This window comes from Pleomorphovibrio marinus (genome assembly GCF_003347495.1).
Taxonomy (GTDB): domain Bacteria; phylum Bacteroidota; class Bacteroidia; order Cytophagales; family Cyclobacteriaceae; genus Pleomorphovibrio; species Pleomorphovibrio marinus.
The window spans coordinates 858,688-882,083 of record NZ_QCXY01000001.1; the positions used below are offsets into that span (position 1 = coordinate 858,688).

The window sequence follows — 23,396 nt, forward strand, 5'->3', positions numbered from 1 at the left end:
AACTTACCTCCCTTATGAAAAGTCCATTGCTAATTAAACTAAGAAAAAAATTCCTTTCCAAAATGGAATTAAACAGAGCCTTCAGCAAAAAAATAAGGAATAGGAGACAGAAATTCTGGCAAGATGGACTTAAGGACATTTATATCTTACCCGATCCACTTTCAATACCTAAACTTATAGAAATCGCCCATTGGCAGAGATTTATGAGTGATAAATACAATAGTAGAAGGTTTGTAGAAGAGCTTAACATAAAAACGCCGGCATTATATTGGGTCGGAACCAATATCAAAGACTTACCATGGAAAAGTTTACCTGAAAACTATGTGATAAGAACAAGTAGAGACTGGGATTCCAAAGGGGTATTTGTTATAAGAAATGGTATGAATCTGCTGAAAAGTGAGCAAGCTAGTATTCAGGACATAAATAAATATCTGGAAAAATCCCTGGAGAAAAGGCCTTGCTCTTGTGTATTGGTAGAAGAATTCCTTCCCACCGAAAATAATGAATTTCGACTTCATATTGACTATAAAGTATACATATTTAATGGCAAAGTTGCTTGCATCCAAGAAATTCAACGTAATACAAAACAAAACACGCACGTCTTTTATGATAGCGACTGGAACAAACTACCCCAACTGAATTACAATTTCCCCAACGGAAAAGACAACTTACCTCCTAAATGCTTGGATGAAATGCTAAAGGATGCAAGAACCATCAGCAAGATATTTAAGAGTTTTGTCCGTCTGGATTTTTACTCGACCCCAAGAGGCTCCGTGTTTGGGGAGTTTACAGGTACCCCAGCTACAGGCTTGTATTTCAATGGTAGAGGCAGCAAATTATTAAATTCCTATTGGGAAAAATATTGCCCAGGAATGATTTAATCAAAAAATCGTATGTTTATATCGGTTTGCGGTGAACTATTACTATTTAAATGCCTGAAACACCATACGGATGAATCGGAAAATTGGCCCTTTAATTTTCGGAATATTGCTAAGTATCCCTTTAACGGCAATTGGTCAGCAAGTTAGTTTCACCCGTGCGGATACCCTTAGGGGAAGCATTACCCCCGAACGGGCATGGTGGGACCTTACCTATTATCATCTCAATGTAGAAGTTTTTCCCGAAACAAAATCCATTAAAGGTGAAAACAAGGTTCATTACAAGGTGGATAAACCTCACCAATTGCTTCAAATTGATCTTCAGGAACCCCTTAAAATAACAGCCGTCACTCAAGACAGCAAAGCCTTGGAATTTAAAAGAGAAGGAGCCGCCCACTTCATTACTTTAATCAAGAATCAGGAGCCTGGAAAAGTTGAAGAGTTAATCATCCAATATGAGGGCACTCCGAAGGAGGCGGAACGTCCACCCTGGGATGGGGGTATCACCTGGACTAAAGACCAAAACGGGAAACATTTTATCGCCTCCTCTAATCAGGGTATAGGTTCCAGCATTTGGTGGCCCAGCAAAGACCACCCCGCAGACGAAGTGGACAGTATGCTCATCAGTGTGAAGGTACCCAAAGGGCTGATGAATATCTCCAATGGTCGATTAAGGAAAGTAGAGGAACAAGAAGACAGCAACACCTACCATTGGTTTGTAAGTAATCCCATCAATGATTATGGGGTCAATATCAATATTGGGGATTATGTACACTTTGGTGAAAAATACAAGGGGGAAAAGGGTTTTCTGGACATGGACTACTATGTATTGCGCTATAACCTGGAAAAGGCCAAAGATCAATTTAAAGATGCGATACGCATGATGGAAGCATTTGAACATTGGTTTGGGCCATATCCCTTTTATGAGGACAGCTACAAACTGGTGGAAGCTCCCTACCTTGGCATGGAACATCAAAGCTCCATTACCTATGGCAACAATTTTGAAAACGGCTACCGTGGCACTGATCTAAGCGAAACAGGTTGGGGGATGAAGTTCGACTTTATCATCATTCACGAATCCGGTCATGAGTGGTTTGCCAACAATATCACCTATAAGGACATTGCGGACATGTGGATCCATGAAAGCTTTACCAATTACTCGGAGAGCCTGTTTTTGGATTACCACTATGGAAAGGAGGCTGGACAGGAATACGTCCGGGGCACCCGTTCCAAAATTGAAAACAAACTCCCAATCATTGGGCGCTATTCCGTTCATTACCGGGGATCCGCAGATATGTATTACAAAGGAGGAAATATCCTGAACACCCTGCGAGAAATCATTCAAGACGATGAAAAGTGGCGAGGAATTTTACGAGGGTTGAACCAAAAGTTTTACCATCAAACCGTTAACAGTGCCCAAGTGGAAAACTACATATCCTCCCAGGCCGATATGGATTTATCTGCTTTCTTTGACCAATACCTAAGAAACCCATCCCTGCCCGTTTTGGAATATTACTTTTCGGACAATGAAACCCTTCGCTACCGTTGGACCAATTGTATCCCCTCTTTTGACATGCCTGTGGATATTCTGCTGGGTGGAAGCACCTTACGGATTAGTCCCTCTACGCAATGGATGGAACTTAAGGCCAACCAAGCGGAGGTTAAGGTAGCACAAAACTTTTATGTGGGTAGTTTTCAATTGAGGTAGTTGAGCTGGGTGAAACCTTCCTTTTCTGTAATTGAGAATTAAGCTTGCTGAAAGTTGTAAACTTCGGGAAAGGCAATTTTCAAAATTGTAAAGGAATTCATTAGCAAAACCCTGCCAGTATTTTCATCCTCAAAGTTTTTCATACAAGAAAGCCTAATTTAAAAAACTTTAAAATCCTATCGAATAAGTATACCCCTCTTTTCAATGAATCTTTATTAGATTTCAATTATTATTCTGTATAAATAGGCATTAAAAGAATTTAGAGGGTTTAATGGCTATTTTTATTCAACTATATTTTGTGTTACTTTTACTTTCTGACTATACGACACTTTTGTATATCGTTTTTCATTTCATTTATCAAACTTGTCTATTATGATACGTAAAAAACTGATAAACATATGTTTTATCGCATTGTTCTTGTTCCCATTTATCAGCGAGGTAAATGGACAGGCCTTTAAAGAAAAAGATTTTGTGCTTCATGGGGGAGTTGGCCTCGGTAGCACCTACTCCTTGGGAGTTTTTGGAGGATTTGGCCTACCCGTAGGTGTTGGTGCTGAATATGGCATCGCAGATTTGGAAAAGGGAGTCATAGGTGTAGGTGGTGAATTTGGATATGTAAGCTACAGCGGTTTCTCTATTTCCTTAATTGGAGCTAGGGGATCCTACCACTTTGCCGAACTTCTTGACATGGAAAAAGACAACCTTGACCTTTATGGTGGGCTTGGCTTGTATTACAGGAGTTTTAATTTTAATGGGGCTGCCTTTGCTACAAGTGGCATGTTGGTATCCTTCCATGCAGGTGCCCGCTACTATTTCACGGAGAAATTCGGTGCTTATGGCGAAATAGGAAACAACTGGGCATGGCTCAACCTTGGTGTGGTATTGAAGCTTAATTGAAGATTAGGCTTTTCTGATCAATTCTAAGGATTACCTTCCAAAAAAAATTGCCTATTGATTTCCTGGGTCAATAAATTAGGAGGAGGCATTTTTTAAACTGCATGTTTCTAGCCTGGACCTCACCTTCATCAGGACATATTAATTTCAATGACCTCCTAATTGCTATCGTGGACTGTCCCCCAAAACGGGAGGGCAGTCCACGATAGCAAGCTTAGGTTAATTCCCCAATTTGGGTAAAGCAATTAGGAAAAGCCCTGCACCCATGGAGCATTCAATCTATAACCTGCACACTGCCTAAGCACAATGGGTGGAATCTACCTAATATTAATAAAAGGGATTACCCAAACTTAGGATTGGTATTCGAAAAAAGTAACTCCAGTCTTATATCCTTTCCGCTTTATACCAAAACCAGAATATGCTTACAGGCAATAAATGCTTTATTTTCTTAGAAGGTAACGTCAATCTTTTCTTTACGCCCCGAGGCTACTGCCTTATAAATGGCATCTATGATAATTAGGTCCTTTGTCCCTTCCACTCCGTCAAGGGGAAGTTTTGGTTCTTTCCCTTTCAATATCATATCAGACATTTCATCCATCTGTACGGTTTGATGGGTAACATGGGGCTTCTCCAAAGGACCTTTGTGAGTTCTACCTTTAATCGGGCCGTATCCGGTAGCAGGTTGTAGTTCGGCAAAGCCTTTTTGACCGTTTAGGAAAAACCTGTCCAGATGACTCATATTATAAGTAGAAAGACAGGACGCCACAGCACCACTTGGAAATCCAAACTGAAACTGAATGGTTTCGTCCACTCCTTCCTTGAATTTCTCAGGATCCGTTTTGGTTTCCTGGGCAGTTACCCAAATGGGGTCTTCCCCTACCATATACCTGGCACCGTTTACAGAATAAATACCTATATCCATCATGGCTCCACCCCCTGCAAGGTCCTTATCCAGTCGCCATTGGTTGGGATCACCAATCCTAAAGCCACTCAACCCCTGGAAAAACATGATTTTCCCCAGTTCATCCTCTTCACGCATACGTACTATTTCCAATGTATTTGGCTCCAAACGCATCCTGTATCCTACCAGGAGTTTTACATTGTTTTTCTTGCAAGCCTGCACCATTTCCCTACCCTCTTTTTCATTAAGTGCCATGGGTTTTTCACAAATCACGTGTTTTCCCGCATTGGCCACACGGATGGCTTGGTCCTTATGGAGGGAGTTGGGTGTGATGATGTACACCGCATCTATATCTGGGTTGTCCTTTATTTGGTCAAAATTTTCGTAATTGTAGCAGTTCTTTTCCGGTATTCCGTATTTACCTTGCCAATCTTTAATTTTGGATGGAGTTCCGCTGATGACACCTACCAGCTTAGACCTTGTACTGTCTTGCATGGCCTCCGCTACACGGGTACCATAGCTTCCTAGGCCCATGATGGCCACTCTCAATACTTCTTCTCGATTAGCTCCTACCGTAATATTCTTACTTAACGATGATCCTTGAAGGTGGTGTGCGAATGGGAAAGCCATTGCCGAAAGGGTGATTTTTTGTAAAAAATCTCTTCTTGATTTCATTTTAAATGGGTTTAATGGGTTAAACGGTTTGGTCTTTTATTATTCCTAACTGCAATATATTGTAAAATGAGGTAGAACTAAAGACCTTTGCCCAATAAATGTGAATTGTAAGTCAGCATTATCCATACACCATGATTGAAACTATTTCTTATTCGCATACTGCCAAAATAAATGCAAACCTCTTCAAGGAGGTTCTTGTTCAGTCCACTTTGGGGGAGAGAAGGCCTATCAATGACCTAACAAGGTTACAGCAAATGTTGGATCATGCCCAAATCCTGGTAACCGCTTGGCAAGGGAAAAGACTGATTGGGGTTTCCAGAGCCATTAGTGATTTCAGCTATTGCACTTACTTATCGGATTTAGCAGTGGACAAGGAATTTCATGGATTGGGAATTGGAAAAACTTTGGTAAAAAAAACCATGGAGTTGGCTCCAGGGGCCAAGCTAATCCTATTGTCCGCCCCAAAGGCAGTGGAATATTATCCCAAAATTGGAATGGAAAAGCATCCAGCCTGTTACTATATGGAAGACTTGACTTCCTTACTTTAACCTCTCTCTTATTTAACATATTAGAAGGTTTCCTTTTTTCCTAAAAAGTACAGTCTAAATTCCTGATTTCCTAAGCAGTACATGGCCCAATAACAGACCAATCAAACTGAGGAATTTTCCGACAAAAATGAATGGAAACCTTAATTTTGCAGCATGCAAACAGTTACGCTTTCTAAAAACCCCTCTTTTTTAATCCTGGGAATCTTATTAGTGTCCTTTAACCTTAGGCCTTCTATTACCTCTGTGGGGCCTCTGATACCCATGATACGGACAGATCTGGCACTTAGCAATGCTTGGGCTGGCTTCCTGACCACCCTCCCCCTACTTACCTTCGCTACTTTTTCTCTGTTTTCTGCTCGGTTTGGTAATCGATTAGGACATGCAAAAGCCATATTTTTTGGATTAATCATCTTGCTTGCGGGAACGGTTATACGCGTTTCAGGCGGCACTTGGTTGCTATACCTAGGCACGGCCTTAACAGGAATCGGAATCGTAGTCTGCAATGTCCTATTAATCCCCTTGGTAAAAAACCGCATGCCAAGTAGAACCGGGCAGATCACAGGAATGTACACCACTGGAATGACACTTATGGCTGCCATCGCTTCGGCTGTAAGTGTACCACTTGCTCAAGGTCTGGCTTGGGGCTGGAGAGGGGCTTTGTTATTCTGGTCCATAACTTTAGTAATTACCCTCGTCCTTTGGTACCCACATATACGTCCAACCCCAGCATCCACAGGAAATATTGGACCGATACTAAAAGTGAATGTGTGGAAATCAAGGTTGGCCTGGCAGGTGAGTGCCTTTATGGGGGTGCAATCTCTGATGTTTTTTACCTTGATTACCTGGCTCCCAGATATGCTTATCGCTAGGGGAATGAGTGCCGCTCAGGCAGGGTATAGTGCCTCCTTTATGCAAATCACTGCTTTGGTAGGTACTTTTCTGGCACCCATCATCGCCACCAGATACCGACAACAATCAGGACTAAACCTTTTTTTAGGCCTTGTTTACCTTTTGGGATTTAGCCTGCTTTTTCCCATCGGTAATAGTGCAAACCTGGTAGGGATAGCCATTACAGGGCTTTGTATGGGGGCAAGCATTAGCATGGCCTATACCCTGATTGCCTTAAGAACCGCGAGCGACCAAACAACTGCCGCCTTGTCCGGTATGGCACAGTCCTCGGGATACTATTTGGCAGCTTTTGGTCCTCTTTTATTCGGGATGGCTTTTGATATTTGGCAAAACTGGAACATATTAATTTATCTGATGCTATGTTCCACTTTTCTCTTTTCTTTTTTTGGATACTTTTCCGGGAAAGCCAAATCCATTTAATAATCCTCTGTAGCATTAAACATTAACCTATAATTAGCTATTTTTGTAGGATCATTCATAGAAAGGCATCAACAACTTTTTCAGTATGCGACTAAAAAAATTTCTTTTGTTTGGGTTGGGCATCCTAATTGGGGCGCTCATCTACTTTCTCTTAAGTCAGGCAGGAAACCTAACTTTCCTGAACTCCAATCTCGATGACCCATTTTCGGAATACGAACAAGATAAGTTCCAGTTCCAAGATTTCCCTGCCATTGTGGTAAAACCCAATCAGACAGCCCCTGAAAACCCCTGGATATGGAGAGCTAGATTTTGGGGGCATGAACCACAGGTCGACTTGGCACTACTTGAACTGGGTTATCATGTCGTGTTTGTAGATGCTCCTGATCTCTATGGAAGCCCTTCGGCAGTGAAGTTATGGGATGATTTCTACGCTCACTTGCTGGATACATATAGGCTAAACCCTCTCTGTGTGCTGGAAGGCATGAGCAGAGGTGGATTATATGTGTATAATTGGGCTTCCAAAAATACCGATAAGGTAACAAGTATCTATGCAGATGCACCCGTATGTGACATCAAGAGCTGGCCAGGGGGAAAAGGAAGCAGCGAAGGTTCCGCATCTGACTGGGAAAAGTTGCTTCTTGCCTATCAGATAGATGAGCAAGAGGCCTTGACCTATGAGGATATCCCTCTTTTCAATGCGGTGTCTATCGCTAAAGAAAAAATTCCAGTAATTCACGTTTGTGGAGCTATGGACGAAGTAGTGCCGATGGAGGAAAACACCTATCCCTTGATGGAATTATTCGAAAAAAATGGACATGAAATCTACCTTATCCTTAAAGAGAATGTAGGACATCATCCCCATTCATTGGAGGACCCCGCCCCAATTGTGGCATTTATTGTGGAAAATAGCTATCCCTCACTTAGGGCTCGACTTACCTTGTCCCCACAAGCAGAAAAAATTCTTACAAACTCTGCAAATTAACATTTACCATGCAGGAATATTTAACCAATTTGGGAATTTCCCAAGAAGTTTTTAATTACCTCATCATGCCCTTACTAATATTTATTGCTAGGGTAGGTGATGTATCCATTAATACCTTGCGGATCGTATTCGTACTCAATGGCAAGAAGTTTATGGCTCCACTGCTGGGGTTCTTTGAGGCATTGATCTGGTTACTGGCTATAGGACAGATCATCCAAAACATAAATAATCCCCTCTCCTATATTGCATATGCAGGCGGTTTTTCCATGGGGATATTTGTGGGAATGACTATAGAAGAGAAATTGGCCATGGGAAGGGTTTTGGTAAGGGTGATCACTCCCGAACCCATGCATGACTTAATGGAGTACATGAAGGAAAAAGGCCATAGGTTTACCACGGTAGGTGCAGAAGGAAGGTATGGAAGGGTACAGCTCCTGTTTACGGTGCTTAAGAGGGACACATTGAAGGAATTTATCGGGAAGGTCAAAAAGTGTAACGAGAAGGCTTTTTATACCATAGAAAGCGTAAAAAAAATCAGTGAGGACGATTTTGATTTGATGGAAGACAAACGTAAATTTTCTACCCGATTTCTAAGCCTTATCAGAAAGTAATGCCCTTCGATTAGCTTATTCCCAGTCTTTCATGCCATTGGGGTAGTTCCTTAAGTACTTCATCCAATACCCCCTGCTGTTCAGCAGTAAGTTTTGCATCAGTGGATCTGCAATTGGCGGCTATGTCCAACCCCCTTTTGGATAGAAAATACCTGGCACCAAGTTGATATTGATTTCCAATCTTTTTTTCTGTGGCTATCAACTTCTCCTGAAGCCAGTTCACTTCTTTTTGCTTTTCGGGGTTTTCCGCATGGGCACACATCCAAGAAATAATCTCCGGATAAAAATTACCTGCAATCGGAGAAAGTCCCTTTGCCCCTTCCCGAAGGCTTTTAGCAGCTGTACCAATATGCGCATTGTATAAGCCCCAATTACTCCCATCAGAATAGTGAAGTTTTTGCCTGATTTGTTGCATATCCTCGGTGGTGTCCTTGTGATAGATAAACCTACCGCTCTCCACCAGAAACTGTGTTACCTTCGGGGTTACAACTCGCTTATAGGGATTAGGGCATTCATAAGTCCCCAATGTAACCCCGGGGGTTTTTTCAAGAATTTGCCGTGTATACGAGATGAGCCGCTCATCCGGTTCCTCCTCTTCTGCCAAATGCGCGGTAATAAGAATCACTGCATCCACACCTGTATCCTGCATTTTATTAATAAAATCCGCTTTTTCGGCAATGTTTTTCCCAAAGGATCCCGATGCTACCACCGGTACAGTACCCTTTACATGATCCACCACATACCGGGTTAACTTCAATCTTTCCTCGGGACTTAGGTGATACATTTCACTACTAAGACAGTTGGCAAAAAAGCCGCTGGCTCCCGCTTCTAAATAATAATCCATCAAGCGATCCATCCCTTTGTAATCAATCTTACCATCAGCTTGATATGCGGTCAACATTACGGGGATGTTCCTTCTCTCTTCGCGAAGGGGAAGGGTGATTCTTTGGTGGGCAGTTAGGGATTCTGAAAAAGTTAATCCTGCTAAGGAAGCTAATACTCCCTTCACCGATTTACCCAAAAATTCCCTTCTGGCAATATATTTAGCTTCATTCATCATCTTAATTTGGCAATAATCTTCCTAATAAAATACTTTTTAAGCATTGGAATGGACTATTAGTTGGAGGAAAAACTCATTAACAAGTTCAACAAAAATACCCCTCTTGCCAAGTTTCTATTTTTCTACTCCCAACATAAAATCCCTCATATACGGCAGGCCCAATTGAAGTAAAGGGCTTAACAGGTGCAGATGTTTTCTTAATCCCTTCAAGTACCATTCTTGCCCAACCAAACCGAAAGTCATTGCATTGACCCTTCTCACCGTTCTCCGGATTCTTGGCAACCTCATATTTTCGTAGTTTTTGATATTTCCTGAACAAATTGCCTTCGCTAGAGCTGCTGCATCAGCAAATCCTAAATTCATACCCCTGGCTCCCAGAGGTGAATGCTGGTGGGCAGCATCTCCCAAAATCGCTGCATTTCCTTTTACCAGTTGTTTGGCCATTTTGTGATGGATAAAAAACTTAGACCCCCACTGTATTCCTTGCACTGAGGTGCCCTCAGGAAGGTCATTTAATAGGTGGGCTTGGTTTCCTGCCACTCTCCATAGACTATCTTTTATGCGGATCATGATCATTCCTCCTTCCCTATTTAGCCTTATATGGCCTTGGTCAGGATCAAGGTTACAGGATAGCCATACATCATAAAGAGACCATTCATTGGCATAACTAAAGCCTTCAATGGGAATTTGCAAACTATTCCTCACTGGGCTTTGGGCTCCATCCGCACCAATTAAAAAATCAAATGAATCATTAAGTCCAATAACCCTAAATTTTCCCTCCTCAAGGACATGACCTGAATAGGGAACTCCCATTTTCACATCCAATCCCTTTTGCTTTGCAGCCGAAAGCAATATCCTTTCCGTTTGACTTTGGGGCAATATGAGCATAAATGGATAGGGGTGTTTTGCCTTAGACAGAGGGTTATGTAGGATAGGTTTTTCCCCTTTCCATATCGTGATGGATTGCATTTTTCTACCTTGTGAAAATAGGGAATCGACAACTCCAAGCTCTCGGAGAAGCATGATGGAGTGGGGATTGATTCCCAAGGCTTTTGAATAGGGTACTATTTCTCGCTTTTTATCGATGATAGTGGCATAAATGCCATTTTGGGCCAACATAAGACCTAGGCATAAACCCACAGGGCCTGCCCCTACAATCAAGACGTTCTTTCTGCCGGCATTCATTTATTTTCTTGTTCGCTATCGTTTTCACACAATATAAAGACGGTGCCGGCTGGATCAGTCAACCAGTGCATACCTTTAGGAATATCCTCAATTTCATCGCAAAAACGCACACCGTTTTCGTGCAAATATGCTTCCGCCAAACCCATCTCCTCTGTCCTTAGTTCCAGCCAAGTCTCTGAATGGGTTTTTGTAGGCACGCAGTCCAGCCACAAAATATTTGGGCCAAACACGACCCGGTGCGTCCGGGTAATTTCAGGATGGGAAATGGGTCTTTCTTCCAGTTCCAGGCCCAGCGTTTCCCCGTAAAATTGCAAGGTGGCTTGGTACTTGGCTTTTGGGATCTTAACGGCGATATTAAGTCCTCCCCTAAATGTAGGTTTCATAGTTGTGAATAGTTTGATGGTAAATTCTTCAGCACAGTACAGGACAGTTTTAATTGACAATATAAATACCTTAGTTTACGGAATTAAAGATTAAAAGATAAGTGTTCCAAAGCGTTGAAAGATTGCCTTTGAATTTACCGAAAACCATGGAGGTTTACTTTCTGCTGCTTATCTTTAAGGGGGCCTTTAAACAGCAGCCCCTTTTTTATTGTTAAAAGGGTCAGGAAAATGAAAGTTGCATTATTTATACCATGTTATGTAGATCAGTTTTATCCGGAAGTGGGCATTGCCAGCCTGGAGCTTCTGGAAAAGTACGGTGTCGAGGTGGAATACCCTCACGGGCAAACCTGTTGTGGACAGCCTATGGCCAATTCAGGATACCAGCGTTATGGGGATGACGCAGCCGAGCTTTTCACCAAAAATTTCGGGGCCTATGATTATATTGTCGCCCCCTCTGGGAGTTGTACTTTACATGTGAAGGAACATATCCTGGACGATAGTGGTCCACAAATCTTCGAATTATGCGAATTCCTCACGGATATTCTCAAAGTAGAAGAAGTTGGGGTGAGTTTTCCTTTTAAAGTTGGTATTCACGCAAGCTGCCACGGTTTGAGAGGTTTGCGGTTGGCAAAAGCCTCCGAAATCGTAGGAGAGGATTTCAATAAACCTAAATCATTATTAGAGAAGATAAAGGATATAGAATTAGTGGAATTGCAGAGACAAGATGAATGCTGTGGCTTTGGAGGCACCTTTGCGGTATCGGAGGAAGCGGTATCTGTGCGTATGGGTCAGGATAGGTTGGCAGACCACATACAAAGCGGAGTGGAGGTAATCACCTCGGCAGATATGTCCTGCTTGATGCATTTGGCGGGTTTGTCATCCCGAACGCAATCACCCATTAAAATAATGCATATCGCACAAATATTGAATGGTTCCCAACCTTCATAGAACTTAAAAGCTCAAACTATGGCCAAGATAATGACTCATGCATCAGCAGCTGAAGCCTTTCTGAAAGATTCTGACCGTACGCAGTGGCACGACGAAACCCTTTGGCATGTCAGAAAAAAAAGGGATACTGCGGCACAAAAACTGCCAGAGTGGGAACAACTCCGGGAAAATGCCTCTATGGTCAAAGACTATGTGCTATCGAACATGGATACACTTCTGGAAACTTTTGAGAAAAACGCAAAAGCAAACGGCATTGAAGTCCTTTGGGCTAAAGATGCAGCAGAACATAATGCCCATGTCTTAAGGATATTGCAAGAAAATCATGTACAAAATATAGTGAAAAGCAAGTCCATACTTACTGAAGAATGTGGGTTGAACCATTTTTTGGAAGATAAAGGGTATGATGTGGTAGATACAGACCTTGGAGAGCGGATTATTCAATTCAATAAACAGGTTCCCAGCCACATCGTAATGCCTGCCATACATCTTAAAAAGAAAGAGATAGGTGATATTTTTCATACCCACCTAGGTACCGATTCAGGGGCTGATGACCCCAGTTACCTCACCGAAGCCGCTAGGATTCACCTTCGGGAGAAATTCATCCGTGCCAATGCGGCAATCACCGGTGTGAATTTTGGGATCGTGGAATCCGGAGGGTTTGTAGTTTGTACCAATGAGGGGAATGCGGACATGGGTACTCACTTGGCAGATTTGCATATAGCCTGTATGGGTATAGAAAAACTGATTCCAAGGAAAGCCGATCTTGGAGTATATCTGAGGCTGTTGGCAAGAAGTGCCACTGGACAAAGTATCACTAACTATACTTCCCACTTTCATCGTCCAAGACCCGGTAAAAAATTATACTTGATCCTGGTGGACAATGGCAGGACAGAACAACTCGGCAGGGAGGATTTCAGGAATTCACTGAAATGCATTCGTTGTGGTGCCTGCATGAATACCTGTCCCATCTACAGAAGAAGTAGTGGCTTTAGCTACAATTCTACAGTGCCCGGGCCCATTGGATCTATTTTGTCACCAGGTATGGATTTAAAAAAACACAGTACCCTGCCCTTTGCCTCCACCCTTTGTGGATCCTGCTCAGATGTATGTCCGGTGAAAATCAATATACATGAGCAGCTTTACCAGTGGCGACAGGTGATTACCCAAGCAGGGCACGAGTCCCCATCTAAAAAGTGGGCCATGAAACTGGGTGGGAAGGTAATGGGAAGTCCCTCTTGGTATGACTTTTTGGGTAAAACTGCAAGATCTGCCCTGAAACTTACTCCCAAAAAGCTGGTTTATAGCAGGGTGAATACCTGGGGTAAAAACAGAGACCTGCCAGATTCTCCAAAAGAAAGTTTCAAAGATTGGTACCTTAAAAACAGGAAATCATGAGTAGCAGGAGTGAAATTTTAGGGAAAATCGCCAAAAACAAACCCCAGCCTACCCCATTGCCAGAATTATTGGCCTTTGGAGATACCTGGAATAATGGAGACTTGATTGAGCAATTCAAGGAATCCTCGGCCCTAAACGGCGGAAAAACAATTTTGGTAAAAAGCAGAGAGGAGATTGGAAGTTACCTGGAATCCAGTTTTGACCCTGGCAAACAAACCATATCCCTTTCTAAGTCCTTCAAGGGGAACCTGGATTGCGATAGCATAAGAGACCCCCATGATCTAGAGAAAGTGGAACTTGCCATATTGGAAGGAACCTATGGGGTCGCCGAAAACGCAGCAATTTGGTTACCCGAGGAAAACTTGCAGCATAGGGTCTTGCCATTTATCGCTCAGCATTTGGTAGTCATCCTAGATGCCAAAAATTTGCTCCCTGATATGCACGAAGTTTACAAGAAAGTGGATGTCTCAGCCCCTGATTACGGGGTATTCATTGCTGGACCATCCAAAACCGCGGACATTGAGCAATCTCTCGTTATCGGAGCGCATGGGCCGCGGAGTATGACTGTTTTTATCATTGCAGATGAGTAAATAAATTTTAAAATAAGAGGGAAATAGACTAAAAAATACCCCGATCGGGGTATTTTTTTTGTTCAAAATCTATCCTACTTTTACAACGGGTGATTAAACGACTTTTCTAACTCTCAGATTTTCATTAAAATATTAAGGGCACTATTGTTTCAGTTCATTTTTTGCCCTTAAAATTTCCCTTTCTCCAAAATACCTCAACAGTATAGTTTCCTCTTCGTAGAAAGATGTAGTACTCAATCCTTCTAATTTTATGATTTGGTTCCTTTGCTAACTCTTATTTTATCCCGACCATGTACGAGCCACTCGATATACCTATTCCAAACCTTCCTTCATCAACAAAAAAGAGAGTCGTCATTATAGGAGGAGGATTTGCCGGATTACGGCTTGCCAGAAAGTTAAAAAATTCAATTTATAGTGTGGTGCTGTTGGACAAAAACAACTACCACCAGTTTCAACCCCTTTTCTACCAAGTGGCCACAGCTGGACTGCAGCCCAGCGCCATTTCCTTTCCTTTACGCAGGATCTTTCACCATACCCCCAACGTTACGTTTAGAATGGCCGAGGCCAAAAAAATTGACCAAAATCAGAAAAGGGTATATACCAGTATTGGATATTTGGAATTTGATTACCTGGTCCTAGGTATGGGTGCCAACACCAATTATTTTGGTCTTTCAAATATCATGGAACATAGCATACCCATGAAAAGTGTATCAGAAGCACTATTCATCCGAAATAAGATTATTTCCAATTATGAAAGGGCAATAAATACCGCGGATGAAGAAGAACTGGAGTCCCTAATGAATGTAGTAATTGTTGGGGGAGGCCCCACGGGTGTAGAGCTTGCAGGAGCAGTGGCAGAATTGCGGAACAGGGTATTGCCAAAGGACTATCCACAACTTGATTTCGCAAAAATGAAGGTCGTATTGGTAGAAATGGGTAACCAATTGCTGTCCGGAATGTCTGAGATTTCTTCAAAAAGAGCGAAAGAGTACCTTAATAGCCTGGGTGTACAAGTAAAACTGAATTCCGCTGTAGAGGATTATGATGGTCGCGTAATCAAAATCAAGGAGGGGGTGGAAATTAATACCCAGACCTTGCTATGGGCAGCCGGAATAAAGGCCAATATAATTGAGGGTATTGAGCCGGAACAATATTCAAAATCCGGTAGGTTCTTGGTGGATCCCTTTCATCAATTGCCAAACAGTTCTTCTGTCTATGCATTAGGGGATATTTGTTTGATGAAAACAGAGGAGTTTCCAGATGGCCACCCTCAAGTAGCTCAGGTGGCCTTACAACAAGCAGACAACCTTGCACATAATTTAAAAAATATCGAAAAACAAAGAGACCCAAGAGCTTTCCGTTATAAGGATTTGGGTTCCATGGCTACTGTGGGAAAAAAATTGGCAGTGGTGGATCTACCTTTTATTCGCTTTCAGGGAACCATGGCCTGGCTTACTTGGCTATTTGTACACCTCATGGCAATTGTAGGGGTGAAAAACCGACTCTTTATCTTTTTGGATTGGGCATGGAACTACCTTTCTTTTGATCCTGCCCTTAGGCTACTTATTCGGCCAAGCTACGTGAAACCTAGGGATAGGGAAAAACTGGTTGAGGACAAAAATTAAGGTTCTTTAACAAAGAATCTACCGGTAACCGTTAAACGATTGGTAATCCCGTAGGTCTAACCTTTTGAAAACTAAATGGAGAAGATCATGAAAAAGTTAGCATTAGTAGTAGCGGTGGTTTTGATTGCTGGAGTTGAATTAAGGGCTCAGGAGGAAACCAGAAGCAGAAGAGGAGCAGAAAGGTCTCCCGAAAAAATGGCAGAGCGAATTTCAGAAAGAATGGCAGATCAATTGGAACTGGACGAAAACCAGAAGGCTGAGGTTTATGCCTTACATCTAGACCAGGCCAAATCCAGGGAAGAGGAAATGAAAGCCAGGAGAGAATCCATGAAAGAAAGTCGGGAAAATTACCGTTCGAAGATGGAAGAAATACTTACCCCTGAGCAAAAAGAGCTATGGGAAGAAAAGCGCGAGGAAAATCGGGAAAAAATGCAGGAAAGGAGACGTAAAGGACCTAGGTCAGGACAGGGCAACAATCCCCGGCACCAAAGAGGCGGTGGAAGATCACGCTAAAATTAACCCAGAAAGGCCCAAAGGGGCCTTTTCTGTTATTTGGCTTTGCTATATTTGGGGCGGAATGGAAAATGCAGTAATTGTATTCGAAAAAGAGCCTCTACCTGGTAAAGTCAAAACCAGACTTGCAAAAGACATTGGGGAAAAGGAAGCAGCCAAGGTATATAAACAGCTTATCGTCCTTACGCATAATGCCCTGAATGATGTTCAAGCAGATATTTTTGTTTTTTTGGATGGGGATGGCATGCTCAAGGTGCGCAGGGACAGCAGATATCACCACACTACTCAGTGGGGAAATAATTTGGGTGAACGCATGGTTCATGCATTTAGGGAAGTATTTAAAAAAGGATACAAAAAGGCTCTGATCATCGGTACGGATTGCCCAGAAATAAGCAAAGAAATACTTGAAGATGCATTTTTTCAACTAGATAACCATGACATTACTATTGGCCCTGCCTTGGATGGGGGATATTACCTCATTGGAATGAATAAATTGTATGCTTCAATTTTTCAATCCATTCCATGGAGCACCGAAAAAGTATATGACAGGACTTTGGAGGAAATTCAGGGAATTGGACTTAGCTTTTCAGTATTACCGACCTTAAGGGATATAGATGATTGGGAGGATTTAATGGCCTTTAAAAACAAATTCAACTTTGGGTAATTATGTGGCAAGCTATAAAAAAACCCTGCCTGTAAGAGGCAGGGTTTAATTTTTTAATTGGAAAAGATTTACTTATTGTTCGCCAAGTAGTTGGACACTCCTTCTTTAGTGGCGGCCATGGCTTCCTTGCCTTCCTCCCAGTTAGCAGGACACACCTCACCAAATTTTTCTACATGCCTAAGGGCATCTATAAGTCTCAACATCTCATCAATATTTCTTCCAAGAGGAAGATCATTGACGGTTTCATGTCTTACCACTCCTTCTTTGTCGATCAAGAAGGTAGCCCTGAAGGCAACTGGAAGACCTTCATAGGTCAATTCCCCATCCTCATTGTAGTTCCAATCACCGGCCAAAACACCATAATTGTGTGCAATGGTCTTCACAGGGTCTGCAACGATGGGATAAGTAACTCCCTCGATGCCTCCATTATCCCTTGGAGTTGCCAACCAAGCCAAGTGTGACTCTTCTGTGTCACAAGAAGCACCGATAACAGCAACACCCCTTTTCTCAAACTCCTCCAGCTTATCCTGAAAAGCTATGATTTCTGTAGGACATACGAAAGTAAAGTCTTTGGGATAGAAAAATAATACCACATCTTTATTGCCCAAATACTGCTCCAAAGAGAAGTTCTCCACTATCTCCTCCCCATCTACTACAGCGGGGGCATTGAATAAAGGTGCTTTTTTTCCTACTAATGACATAAATTATTCTTTTAAAGTTTACGGATAATAATTGTATGATTTTAAAATTTATTTTGTTTTTCCTTTAATTACCAATGATAATTCTTCAACTTCAAAATTATCGATTTGGTTCTCCTCAAAGTATTTTTTTAATAAAAGTACCAGACCGGGGTCTTTATAGTCCTTGATTTCTTGGGTATCGGTAAAGTATAAGTGACTGTGGGTTTCAAGCATTGGGTCAAACCTCATAACCCCAACATCGTCAGTAAACTTTTTTAAAATACCTGCTCTTACAAAATTCTCAAGGGTCTTATAAATTGTTCCTAGGGAAATGGAGGGATTGGCTTCCTTCACTTTTTCATATACTGATTCCGCTGTGGGATGATCCGCAGAAACCTGAAGTGCATTGTACACTACCATCCTTTGATGGGTGAATTTCAACCCACTTTCTATTATCCTTTTTTTTGCGGTTTCCACAGTCATTGTCAGCTAATAATCATTCCTATTTGAGAATTAATGCGCAAAGGTAGGAAAAAAATCATGGCATCCCAAGGAATCTCTGATTATAATAGTTAGTTTTGTGAGCCCTAGAATCCCCATTATAACAGATTTTCAAGCCCTTAACCTGGGAAAATCATGATAAAAGTATTGTTTATTTGTTTGGGAAATATCTGTAGGTCCCCATTGGCCGCAGCCATTTTTACCCAAAAACTGCATGAGAGGAACTATACCCATCAGGTAAGTTGTGACAGTTGTGGAACTTCCGATTATCATATCGGCGAACTTCCTGATGAACGCACCATTGCCTGTGCCAAGCGTCACTCCATTCAACTGCACCATAGAGGCAGGCAATTGAATCGAAGCGATTTTAAGGACTTTGACTTATTTATCGCCATGGATCAGTCGAATGTTGACAACATCAATATGGCAGGCGAGATTTTTAAAATGACGCCAAAATGCCTGTTTTTGATCCGTCATTTTCAGAAAAACGCAGATTCCCAAGATGTTCCTGATCCTTATTACGGAGGGGAAGAGGGATTTGAAAAAGTATATGAAATCCTTAATGAATCCATTGATGGTCTTATCTCCATGATGGAAAAAGATTTTGATATAGAGAATGGAAGACTTCTTTAACCAAGTTTTTTTGCGTGTTTTTGGTAAAGAACCTGTACTCCAACAGTATCGGATGATTGCTGCTGGCACCATCAACCAGGCCATCTATCTCCATACAGACCGTGGAGAGTTTATGCTCAAAGTAAATCATCAGGAGGATAGTGATATTTTCAAAAGGGAAGATGAGGGCTTAAAACTGCTAAGGGAGAATTGCGGGCTTTTGGTCCCGCAGACCCTGTACGAAGGCAGGCTTGAAGACCGTAATTACCTTCTGATGGAATGGGTGAAAGGGGTAAAGCCTTCAGAAGACTATTCTCAAGTGTTGGGTGAGGGGATGGCAGAACTGCACATGGCCACCCAAAACCAATTTGGGTTGGAGGTAGATAATTATATCTCCATTTTACCACAATCCAATCGGGCCCACCAGGATTGGGAGGACTTTTTTATAGCAGAAAGACTGGAGCCCATGCTACAAAGGGCTCTTTACGAGGGGCTGGTAGATGAAACATTTATGGGGAGGTTCAGAGGAATCTACCCTAAGTTAAGCAGTGTTTTTCCTAAAGAAAAACCCGCCCTCCTGCATGGGGACCTCTGGGCAGGAAACGTAATCACAGGCCCCAACGGACTTCCTGCACTTATAGATCCTGCGGTTTATTTTGGACACAGAGAAGTGGATCTTGCCTTCTCCAAACTTTTCGGAGGCTTTGACAACAAGTTTTACCAAAGTTACCATTCGGTTTTCCCACTTGAACCGGGTTTTGAGGAGCGAGTGGAAATTTATAACCTCTACCCTTTATTGGTGCATGTGAATTTATTTGGAAAAAGTTATCTTTCTGGGGTGCAGCGCACGATAAAGCGATGGTTGGCTTAAATTTATAGGGGAATTTTTTCCATCAAATATTGCAAGGTGGTAGGGCTTTTCTGGCTTAGTCTAATCCCGTTTTCTTTGGCTCCATATTTTGATTCTTGATCCTGCGTATAGTTTTTAACCGTAACCAAAGAAAGGTTGGCTTGCTGCTCGACCACAAAAACCTCTTGGAGGGATTTTGGTAATACCAATCTCGGTTTATCCATAACGTCCAAAACTGCTCTAAGGGTAACGGCAGAGGCCTGTATCAGGTTAATGGTCCAGTTTTGCTGCTTTGCGGCTTTAAAGATTTCTTCAAAATGGAAACCACCAATTCTGGAAAGGTCCCTGATTCGGAAAGTTAACAATACCTGGTTTTTCTTGATTACTGTGATGGGAATTCGGGGGTCGTCCTGGAAGCTACCGATTACCGTACCAGTGGAGCTAGGTTCGACAAAAGACTTAACGTATAAGGGAATCTTATGCTTGGCCAGTGGCTTGACCGTTTTAGGATGGATTACCTTTGCCCCAAAATAGGTCATCTCCGCGGCTTCCTCAAAGTCCAAGTATTCAAACTTTACCGCATCTGGAAATAAATCAGGATCCCCATTAAGGATGCCGGAAACATCTTTCCAGATGGTAACACTTTTTGCACCTAGGCTAACGGCCAGAATGGCGGCTGTAAAATCTGACCCTTCCCTTCCAAGGGTAACTGTATGGTTTAACCAATCACTACCCATAAAGCCCTGTGTAATTACCGGATACCTTTCTAACTGCGAGACCAGTAATTTCCTGCACTGCTGCATGGTCAATACCCAATCCACTCTTCCTATCTTGTGATTGGAATCAGTGGCAATAAGCTCCCGTGCATCTTGCCAAAGACAATAATTCCCTTGGAGGCAAAGGTATTCCTGTAATATTCTTGTAGAGATCAACTCCCCAAAACCAATAATCTGGTCATAGAAAAAGGCTTCCCCCTCTTCAATGAATTTTTGATTTTCCAAAGTTCGCTTAAGTTTGGAAAAATCATTTTTCAGTCGGTTGAAGATACTGTGGTTTCCCGGGAAAAGTTGTTGACATGCTTCTTGATGAAGGGATTCAACCTTTTCAAGTTCAGTGGAAAAGGGTTCGCGGACAAAAGCCTTATTAATAATCTCTTCCAGTAAATCGGTAGTGTCTCCCATTGCCGAAACCACTACTATAAGACCCTGTTTCCAGTTGGTATTCAGCACTTTAGCAACATTTTCTATTGAATCGGCATCTTTTACAGAGGCCCCACCGAACTTATACACTAAAGGTTGGATCATTAACAGGGATTAATTTGGTACAGGAGCGATATTTTTTGTAAATTGAGCACAAAACTATGAAGACAAAGCCTTATAAACAAGACAATTCGGCCCTTGGCTATAACGTTGGTGTGACTTTAGATCGTTTTATAAAAAGTCACCAATCTCACTTTGCTTATGCCACAGGTGAATTGTCGCAATTGCTTCGGGATATAGCCTTGGCAGCCAAAATCGTTTCTAGGGAAATCAGCAGGGCGGGACTCAGCCAGGTAACAGGCGCCTACGGAAACGTGAATATACAGGGGGAAGAACAACAAAAATTGGACGTGGTCGCCGATATACGCTTTACACGTGCCCTAACGAAGGGAGGTGAGGTGTGTGCTGTAGTTTCAGAGGAGGAGGATGAAGTAATTGATTTGCATAACAGTAAGGGGAAATATGTGGTAGCCATTGACCCCCTAGACGGTTCCTCCAATATAGACGTTAACGTATCCATTGGTACCATTTTCTCCATTTATAGGCGCATAACCCCTACAGGATCGCCTATTCAGGCCGAGGATATATTACAAAAAGGCACAGACCAAGTGGCTGCAGGATATGTGCTATATGGCTCCTCCACCATGTTGGTTTACACCACTGGAATGGGAGTGAATGGGTTTACCTATGAAAGGTCCTTGGGAGAGTTTTTCCTTTCCCATTCTCAAATGAAGACGCCTCAAGTGGGAAATATCTACACCATCAACGAGGGACTGCACAGGGAGTTGGATGAAAACATACATTCCTACCTACTTCAATGTAAAGAAAGAGGCTATACGGCCAGGTACATAGGAAGCTTAGTGGCCGATTTCCATCGCAATTTGCTGAAAGGAGGCATCTACCTATATCCGGCCACCAAAAAGAACCCTCAAGGAAAGATTCGTTTATTGTATGAGGCAAATGCCCTTGCCTTTATCGCAGAACAATCCGGGGGGTTGGCCACAGATGGGAAAAAAAGGATTTTGGATATTGTTCCAAGTGAATTGCACCAAAGAACCCCCTTCTATATTGGGAGTGAATCCATGGTAAAAGATGTCAGTAGCTTTTACTTGGATCTTTAGCCACTGTACTTTCTCCTTATTTGGATTTTTTGACACTGCCTATCTATAATGGCTCTGCTGAGATCCTCGGCTATTTGCCCTGGCGGGGACTCATGAAGGATAACTTTAAGTTTATCCTCCCTAAGATCAATCCTATAACAAAATTGCAAGAGTTTTTCCATATCTCGATCTAACCAATGCTTCACAACAGGTACCAAAACGACAACTAGCTGATCCACATTGTCAAGGGACGCAGGAATTGCCAATCCCAAGGATTTTTCCAAGGTATAGGCAGTATGTTGCAAGTCCAGGTTACTTATTGACAAAGCATTTATTTTTTAATCCGCTTTACCCTTTTCGGCCTTATCTCCAGCATCGCTTTCCTTGATGTCTTCTTTCAGCAATTCAGGGAAAATCTGATGGATGATGGCATACCAGCTTATCATTTTTTTGATATCCGAAACGTATACCCTGCTTTCATCGTATTCTGGAAGCACGTGCTTCAAAAAGGCTTTATATTCTTCATTGTCCGCATCCCCTAGTCCGGTGTCCCCTTGAAACTCCTTTTCAATCTTTTTTAATACCTCTACTAGGGGTTTGGATCCTTCCTCATCGGTGGTGTAGATAGAAATCTCACTAAGAAGCGAAACCCTCTGCGAGGCCCCCACTACCAATTTACCCTTTTTTTCATCCAAGGATTCTAAAATCACCCCTGTCCTACTGGGCTTAAGGACTTTATATAATCCTGGCTTGCCAGATACTGTTGCTATTTCCTTAAATTCCATGTATCGCTCGTTTAGATTAGGTTGCAAATATAGGAGTTAAGCACCAATCATCAACTTTGCTGATTATTTTGGTAGAAATCGGATACCTGCTCCTGAATATAGGAGATAACGTCTTCCCTTCCCATTGAAGTTTCGGCAGAGGTGACAAAATAATCCGGTACTTCTTCAAATAGTTCAAGCATCTTATCCAAAAATTTTTTTACGTTAAGAGAGGTTTTTGACTTTGACTGCTTATCGGCCTTGGTAAAAAGGAGTGCAACAGGAATCCCATTTTGCCCGCACCAATATATAAATTCTACGTCAATTTGCTGTGGCGTATGCCTGCTGTCGACCAAAACAAACACCACCTCTAGGTTTTCCCGCAAGGTGAGGTACTGTCGTATCATTTTTTCCCACTCTTCGCGCATTGTCTTACTTACCTTAGCGAATCCATAGCCCGGCAAATCCACCATGTACCAACGTCCATCCACGTCAAAGTGATTGATAAGCTGGGTTTTCCCCGGTGTTCCGGAGATTTTTGCCAAGCCCTTGTTATTGGCCAACATGTTAATCAGACTACTTTTTCCCACGTTAGACCGGCCAATAAAGGCAAATTCCGGCTTGTCCGGAGAGGGGCATTTTCTAAAGTCCGTGTTACTTATTATAAATTTGACCGATTTGATCATTGCTAGCTTTTTGTTACAAAGTTAAGCTTTATTGTCAAAATACCGGATTCCAATA

At 42.2% G+C, this 23,396-nt stretch carries 26 protein-coding genes; 16 read left to right on the top strand and 10 right to left on the bottom strand.

What is annotated here, in order from left to right; genetic code table 11:
- Window positions 1-62: 62 nt before the first annotated feature.
- The 3 genes from DB520_RS03555 (at window position 63) to DB520_RS03565 (ending at window position 3,483) form a co-directional block, all read left to right on the top strand.
- On the top strand, window positions 63-881 hold the full coding sequence (locus DB520_RS03555; RefSeq protein WP_157971919.1) for an ATP-grasp fold amidoligase family protein: 819 nt from the start codon (window positions 63-65) through the stop codon (window positions 879-881).
- Between the two features lie 70 nt (window positions 882-951).
- Window positions 952-2,586 (top strand): M1 family metallopeptidase, encoded by a 1,635-nt coding sequence (locus DB520_RS03560; RefSeq protein WP_114748249.1) that lies wholly within the window; start codon window positions 952-954, stop codon window positions 2,584-2,586.
- A gap of 372 nt (window positions 2,587-2,958) precedes the next feature.
- Window positions 2,959-3,483: a hypothetical protein gene (locus tag DB520_RS03565; protein WP_114748250.1), complete on the top strand. Its 525-nt coding sequence runs from the start codon at window positions 2,959-2,961 to the stop codon at window positions 3,481-3,483.
- 445 nt (window positions 3,484-3,928) lie between these two features.
- Here DB520_RS03565 and DB520_RS03570 read toward each other — a convergent pair whose 3' ends face one another.
- Window positions 3,929-5,056 (bottom strand): Gfo/Idh/MocA family protein, encoded by a 1,128-nt coding sequence (locus DB520_RS03570; RefSeq protein ID WP_114748251.1) that lies wholly within the window; start codon window positions 5,054-5,056, stop codon window positions 3,929-3,931.
- A 131-nt stretch (window positions 5,057-5,187) separates the two neighbouring features.
- Between DB520_RS03570 and DB520_RS03575 the strand changes: the two genes are divergently transcribed.
- The 4 genes from DB520_RS03575 (at window position 5,188) to DB520_RS03590 (ending at window position 8,526) form a co-directional block, all read left to right on the top strand.
- On the top strand, window positions 5,188-5,604 hold the full coding sequence (locus tag DB520_RS03575) for a GNAT family N-acetyltransferase (RefSeq protein ID WP_114748252.1): 417 nt from the start codon (window positions 5,188-5,190) through the stop codon (window positions 5,602-5,604).
- Between the two features lie 153 nt (window positions 5,605-5,757).
- Complete coding sequence (locus DB520_RS03580; RefSeq protein ID WP_114748253.1) at window positions 5,758-6,933, top strand: CynX/NimT family MFS transporter; 1,176 nt, start codon at window positions 5,758-5,760, stop codon at window positions 6,931-6,933.
- 85 nt (window positions 6,934-7,018) lie between these two features.
- Window positions 7,019-7,915: an alpha/beta hydrolase family protein gene (locus tag DB520_RS03585; protein WP_114748254.1), complete on the top strand. Its 897-nt coding sequence runs from the start codon at window positions 7,019-7,021 to the stop codon at window positions 7,913-7,915.
- Between the two features lie 8 nt (window positions 7,916-7,923).
- Window positions 7,924-8,526 carry a DUF2179 domain-containing protein gene (locus tag DB520_RS03590; RefSeq protein ID WP_114748255.1) on the top strand — a complete coding sequence of 201 codons (603 nt, stop codon included), beginning with the start codon at window positions 7,924-7,926 and terminating at the stop codon, window positions 8,524-8,526.
- Window positions 8,527-8,536: 10 nt separating this feature from the next.
- On the opposite strand, the gene DB520_RS03595 is transcribed toward DB520_RS03590, so the two are convergent.
- The 3 genes from DB520_RS03595 to DB520_RS03605 all read right to left on the bottom strand — a co-directional run bounded on the left by DB520_RS03595 (window position 8,537) and on the right by DB520_RS03605 (window position 11,154).
- Window positions 8,537-9,583, bottom strand: coding sequence for a dihydrodipicolinate synthase family protein (locus tag DB520_RS03595; RefSeq protein ID WP_232834819.1), 1,047 nt, complete (start codon window positions 9,581-9,583; stop codon window positions 8,537-8,539).
- A 117-nt stretch (window positions 9,584-9,700) separates the two neighbouring features.
- The gene (locus DB520_RS03600; protein WP_114748257.1) at window positions 9,701-10,771 is read right to left on the bottom strand and encodes an FAD-dependent oxidoreductase; all 1,071 of its coding nucleotides are present in this window, start codon (window positions 10,769-10,771) and stop codon (window positions 9,701-9,703) included.
- Window positions 10,768-11,154: a VOC family protein gene (locus DB520_RS03605; protein ID WP_114748258.1), complete on the bottom strand. Its 387-nt coding sequence runs from the start codon at window positions 11,152-11,154 to the stop codon at window positions 10,768-10,770. The genes DB520_RS03600 and DB520_RS03605 overlap by 4 nt, the downstream gene beginning before the upstream one ends.
- Before the next feature lie 228 nt (window positions 11,155-11,382).
- On the opposite strand from DB520_RS03605, the gene DB520_RS03610 reads away from it, so the two are divergent.
- From DB520_RS03610 to DB520_RS03635, 6 genes are all read left to right on the top strand, one after another.
- The gene (locus DB520_RS03610) at window positions 11,383-12,102 is read left to right on the top strand and encodes a (Fe-S)-binding protein (RefSeq protein ID WP_114748259.1); all 720 of its coding nucleotides are present in this window, start codon (window positions 11,383-11,385) and stop codon (window positions 12,100-12,102) included.
- An 18-nt stretch (window positions 12,103-12,120) separates the two neighbouring features.
- A complete protein-coding gene (locus tag DB520_RS03615; protein ID WP_232834820.1) occupies window positions 12,121-13,497 on the top strand; it encodes a lactate utilization protein B in 1,377 nt (458 codons plus the stop codon).
- Window positions 13,494-14,087 carry a LutC/YkgG family protein gene (locus tag DB520_RS03620; RefSeq protein ID WP_114748260.1) on the top strand — a complete coding sequence of 198 codons (594 nt, stop codon included), beginning with the start codon at window positions 13,494-13,496 and terminating at the stop codon, window positions 14,085-14,087. Before DB520_RS03615 ends, DB520_RS03620 begins: the two co-directional genes overlap by 4 nt.
- Before the next feature lie 290 nt (window positions 14,088-14,377).
- Complete coding sequence (locus DB520_RS03625) at window positions 14,378-15,712, top strand: NAD(P)/FAD-dependent oxidoreductase (RefSeq protein WP_114748261.1); 1,335 nt, start codon at window positions 14,378-14,380, stop codon at window positions 15,710-15,712.
- An 87-nt stretch (window positions 15,713-15,799) separates the two neighbouring features.
- Window positions 15,800-16,225 carry a hypothetical protein gene (locus DB520_RS03630; RefSeq protein WP_157971920.1) on the top strand — a complete coding sequence of 142 codons (426 nt, stop codon included), beginning with the start codon at window positions 15,800-15,802 and terminating at the stop codon, window positions 16,223-16,225.
- 64 nt (window positions 16,226-16,289) lie between these two features.
- Window positions 16,290-16,889: a TIGR04282 family arsenosugar biosynthesis glycosyltransferase gene (locus tag DB520_RS03635; protein ID WP_114748263.1), complete on the top strand. Its 600-nt coding sequence runs from the start codon at window positions 16,290-16,292 to the stop codon at window positions 16,887-16,889.
- A 68-nt stretch (window positions 16,890-16,957) separates the two neighbouring features.
- On the opposite strand, the gene DB520_RS03640 is transcribed toward DB520_RS03635, so the two are convergent.
- Both DB520_RS03640 and DB520_RS03645 read right to left on the bottom strand, forming a co-directional pair.
- The gene (locus DB520_RS03640) at window positions 16,958-17,590 is read right to left on the bottom strand and encodes a peroxiredoxin (RefSeq protein WP_114748264.1); all 633 of its coding nucleotides are present in this window, start codon (window positions 17,588-17,590) and stop codon (window positions 16,958-16,960) included.
- A 48-nt stretch (window positions 17,591-17,638) separates the two neighbouring features.
- Window positions 17,639-18,052, bottom strand: coding sequence for a Fur family transcriptional regulator (locus DB520_RS03645; protein WP_114748265.1), 414 nt, complete (start codon window positions 18,050-18,052; stop codon window positions 17,639-17,641).
- Window positions 18,053-18,205: 153 nt separating this feature from the next.
- Between DB520_RS03645 and DB520_RS03650 the strand changes: the two genes are divergently transcribed.
- Together DB520_RS03650 and DB520_RS03655 are read left to right on the top strand one after the other, a co-directional pair.
- On the top strand, window positions 18,206-18,703 hold the full coding sequence (locus DB520_RS03650; RefSeq protein ID WP_114748266.1) for a low molecular weight protein-tyrosine-phosphatase: 498 nt from the start codon (window positions 18,206-18,208) through the stop codon (window positions 18,701-18,703).
- On the top strand, window positions 18,687-19,553 hold the full coding sequence (locus tag DB520_RS03655; RefSeq protein ID WP_114748267.1) for a fructosamine kinase family protein: 867 nt from the start codon (window positions 18,687-18,689) through the stop codon (window positions 19,551-19,553). The genes DB520_RS03650 and DB520_RS03655 overlap by 17 nt, the downstream gene beginning before the upstream one ends.
- Window positions 19,554-19,555: 2 nt before the next feature.
- Here DB520_RS03655 and DB520_RS03660 read toward each other — a convergent pair whose 3' ends face one another.
- Entirely contained in the window at window positions 19,556-20,836 is a 1,281-nt protein-coding gene (locus DB520_RS03660; protein WP_114748268.1) for an aspartate kinase, read from the bottom strand.
- A 56-nt stretch (window positions 20,837-20,892) separates the two neighbouring features.
- Between DB520_RS03660 and fbp the strand changes: the two genes are divergently transcribed.
- Window positions 20,893-21,912: a class 1 fructose-bisphosphatase gene (fbp, locus tag DB520_RS03665; RefSeq protein ID WP_114748269.1), complete on the top strand. Its 1,020-nt coding sequence runs from the start codon at window positions 20,893-20,895 to the stop codon at window positions 21,910-21,912.
- Here the strand turns inward: fbp and DB520_RS03670 are convergent.
- From DB520_RS03670 to yihA, 3 genes are read right to left on the bottom strand one after another with little or no spacing between them, the layout of a single operon-like run.
- Window positions 21,909-22,217 carry a hypothetical protein gene (locus DB520_RS03670; RefSeq protein WP_157971921.1) on the bottom strand — a complete coding sequence of 103 codons (309 nt, stop codon included), beginning with the start codon at window positions 22,215-22,217 and terminating at the stop codon, window positions 21,909-21,911. The two genes, fbp and DB520_RS03670, sit on opposite strands and share 4 nt — an antisense overlap.
- A gap of 12 nt (window positions 22,218-22,229) precedes the next feature.
- A complete protein-coding gene (locus DB520_RS03675; protein ID WP_114748271.1) occupies window positions 22,230-22,676 on the bottom strand; it encodes a DUF5606 family protein in 447 nt (148 codons plus the stop codon).
- Window positions 22,677-22,726: 50 nt separating this feature from the next.
- Window positions 22,727-23,341, bottom strand: a complete 615-nt coding sequence (gene yihA / locus DB520_RS03680; protein ID WP_114748272.1) for a ribosome biogenesis GTP-binding protein YihA/YsxC — start codon at window positions 23,339-23,341, stop codon at window positions 22,727-22,729.
- Window positions 23,342-23,396: the final 55 nt, after the last annotated feature.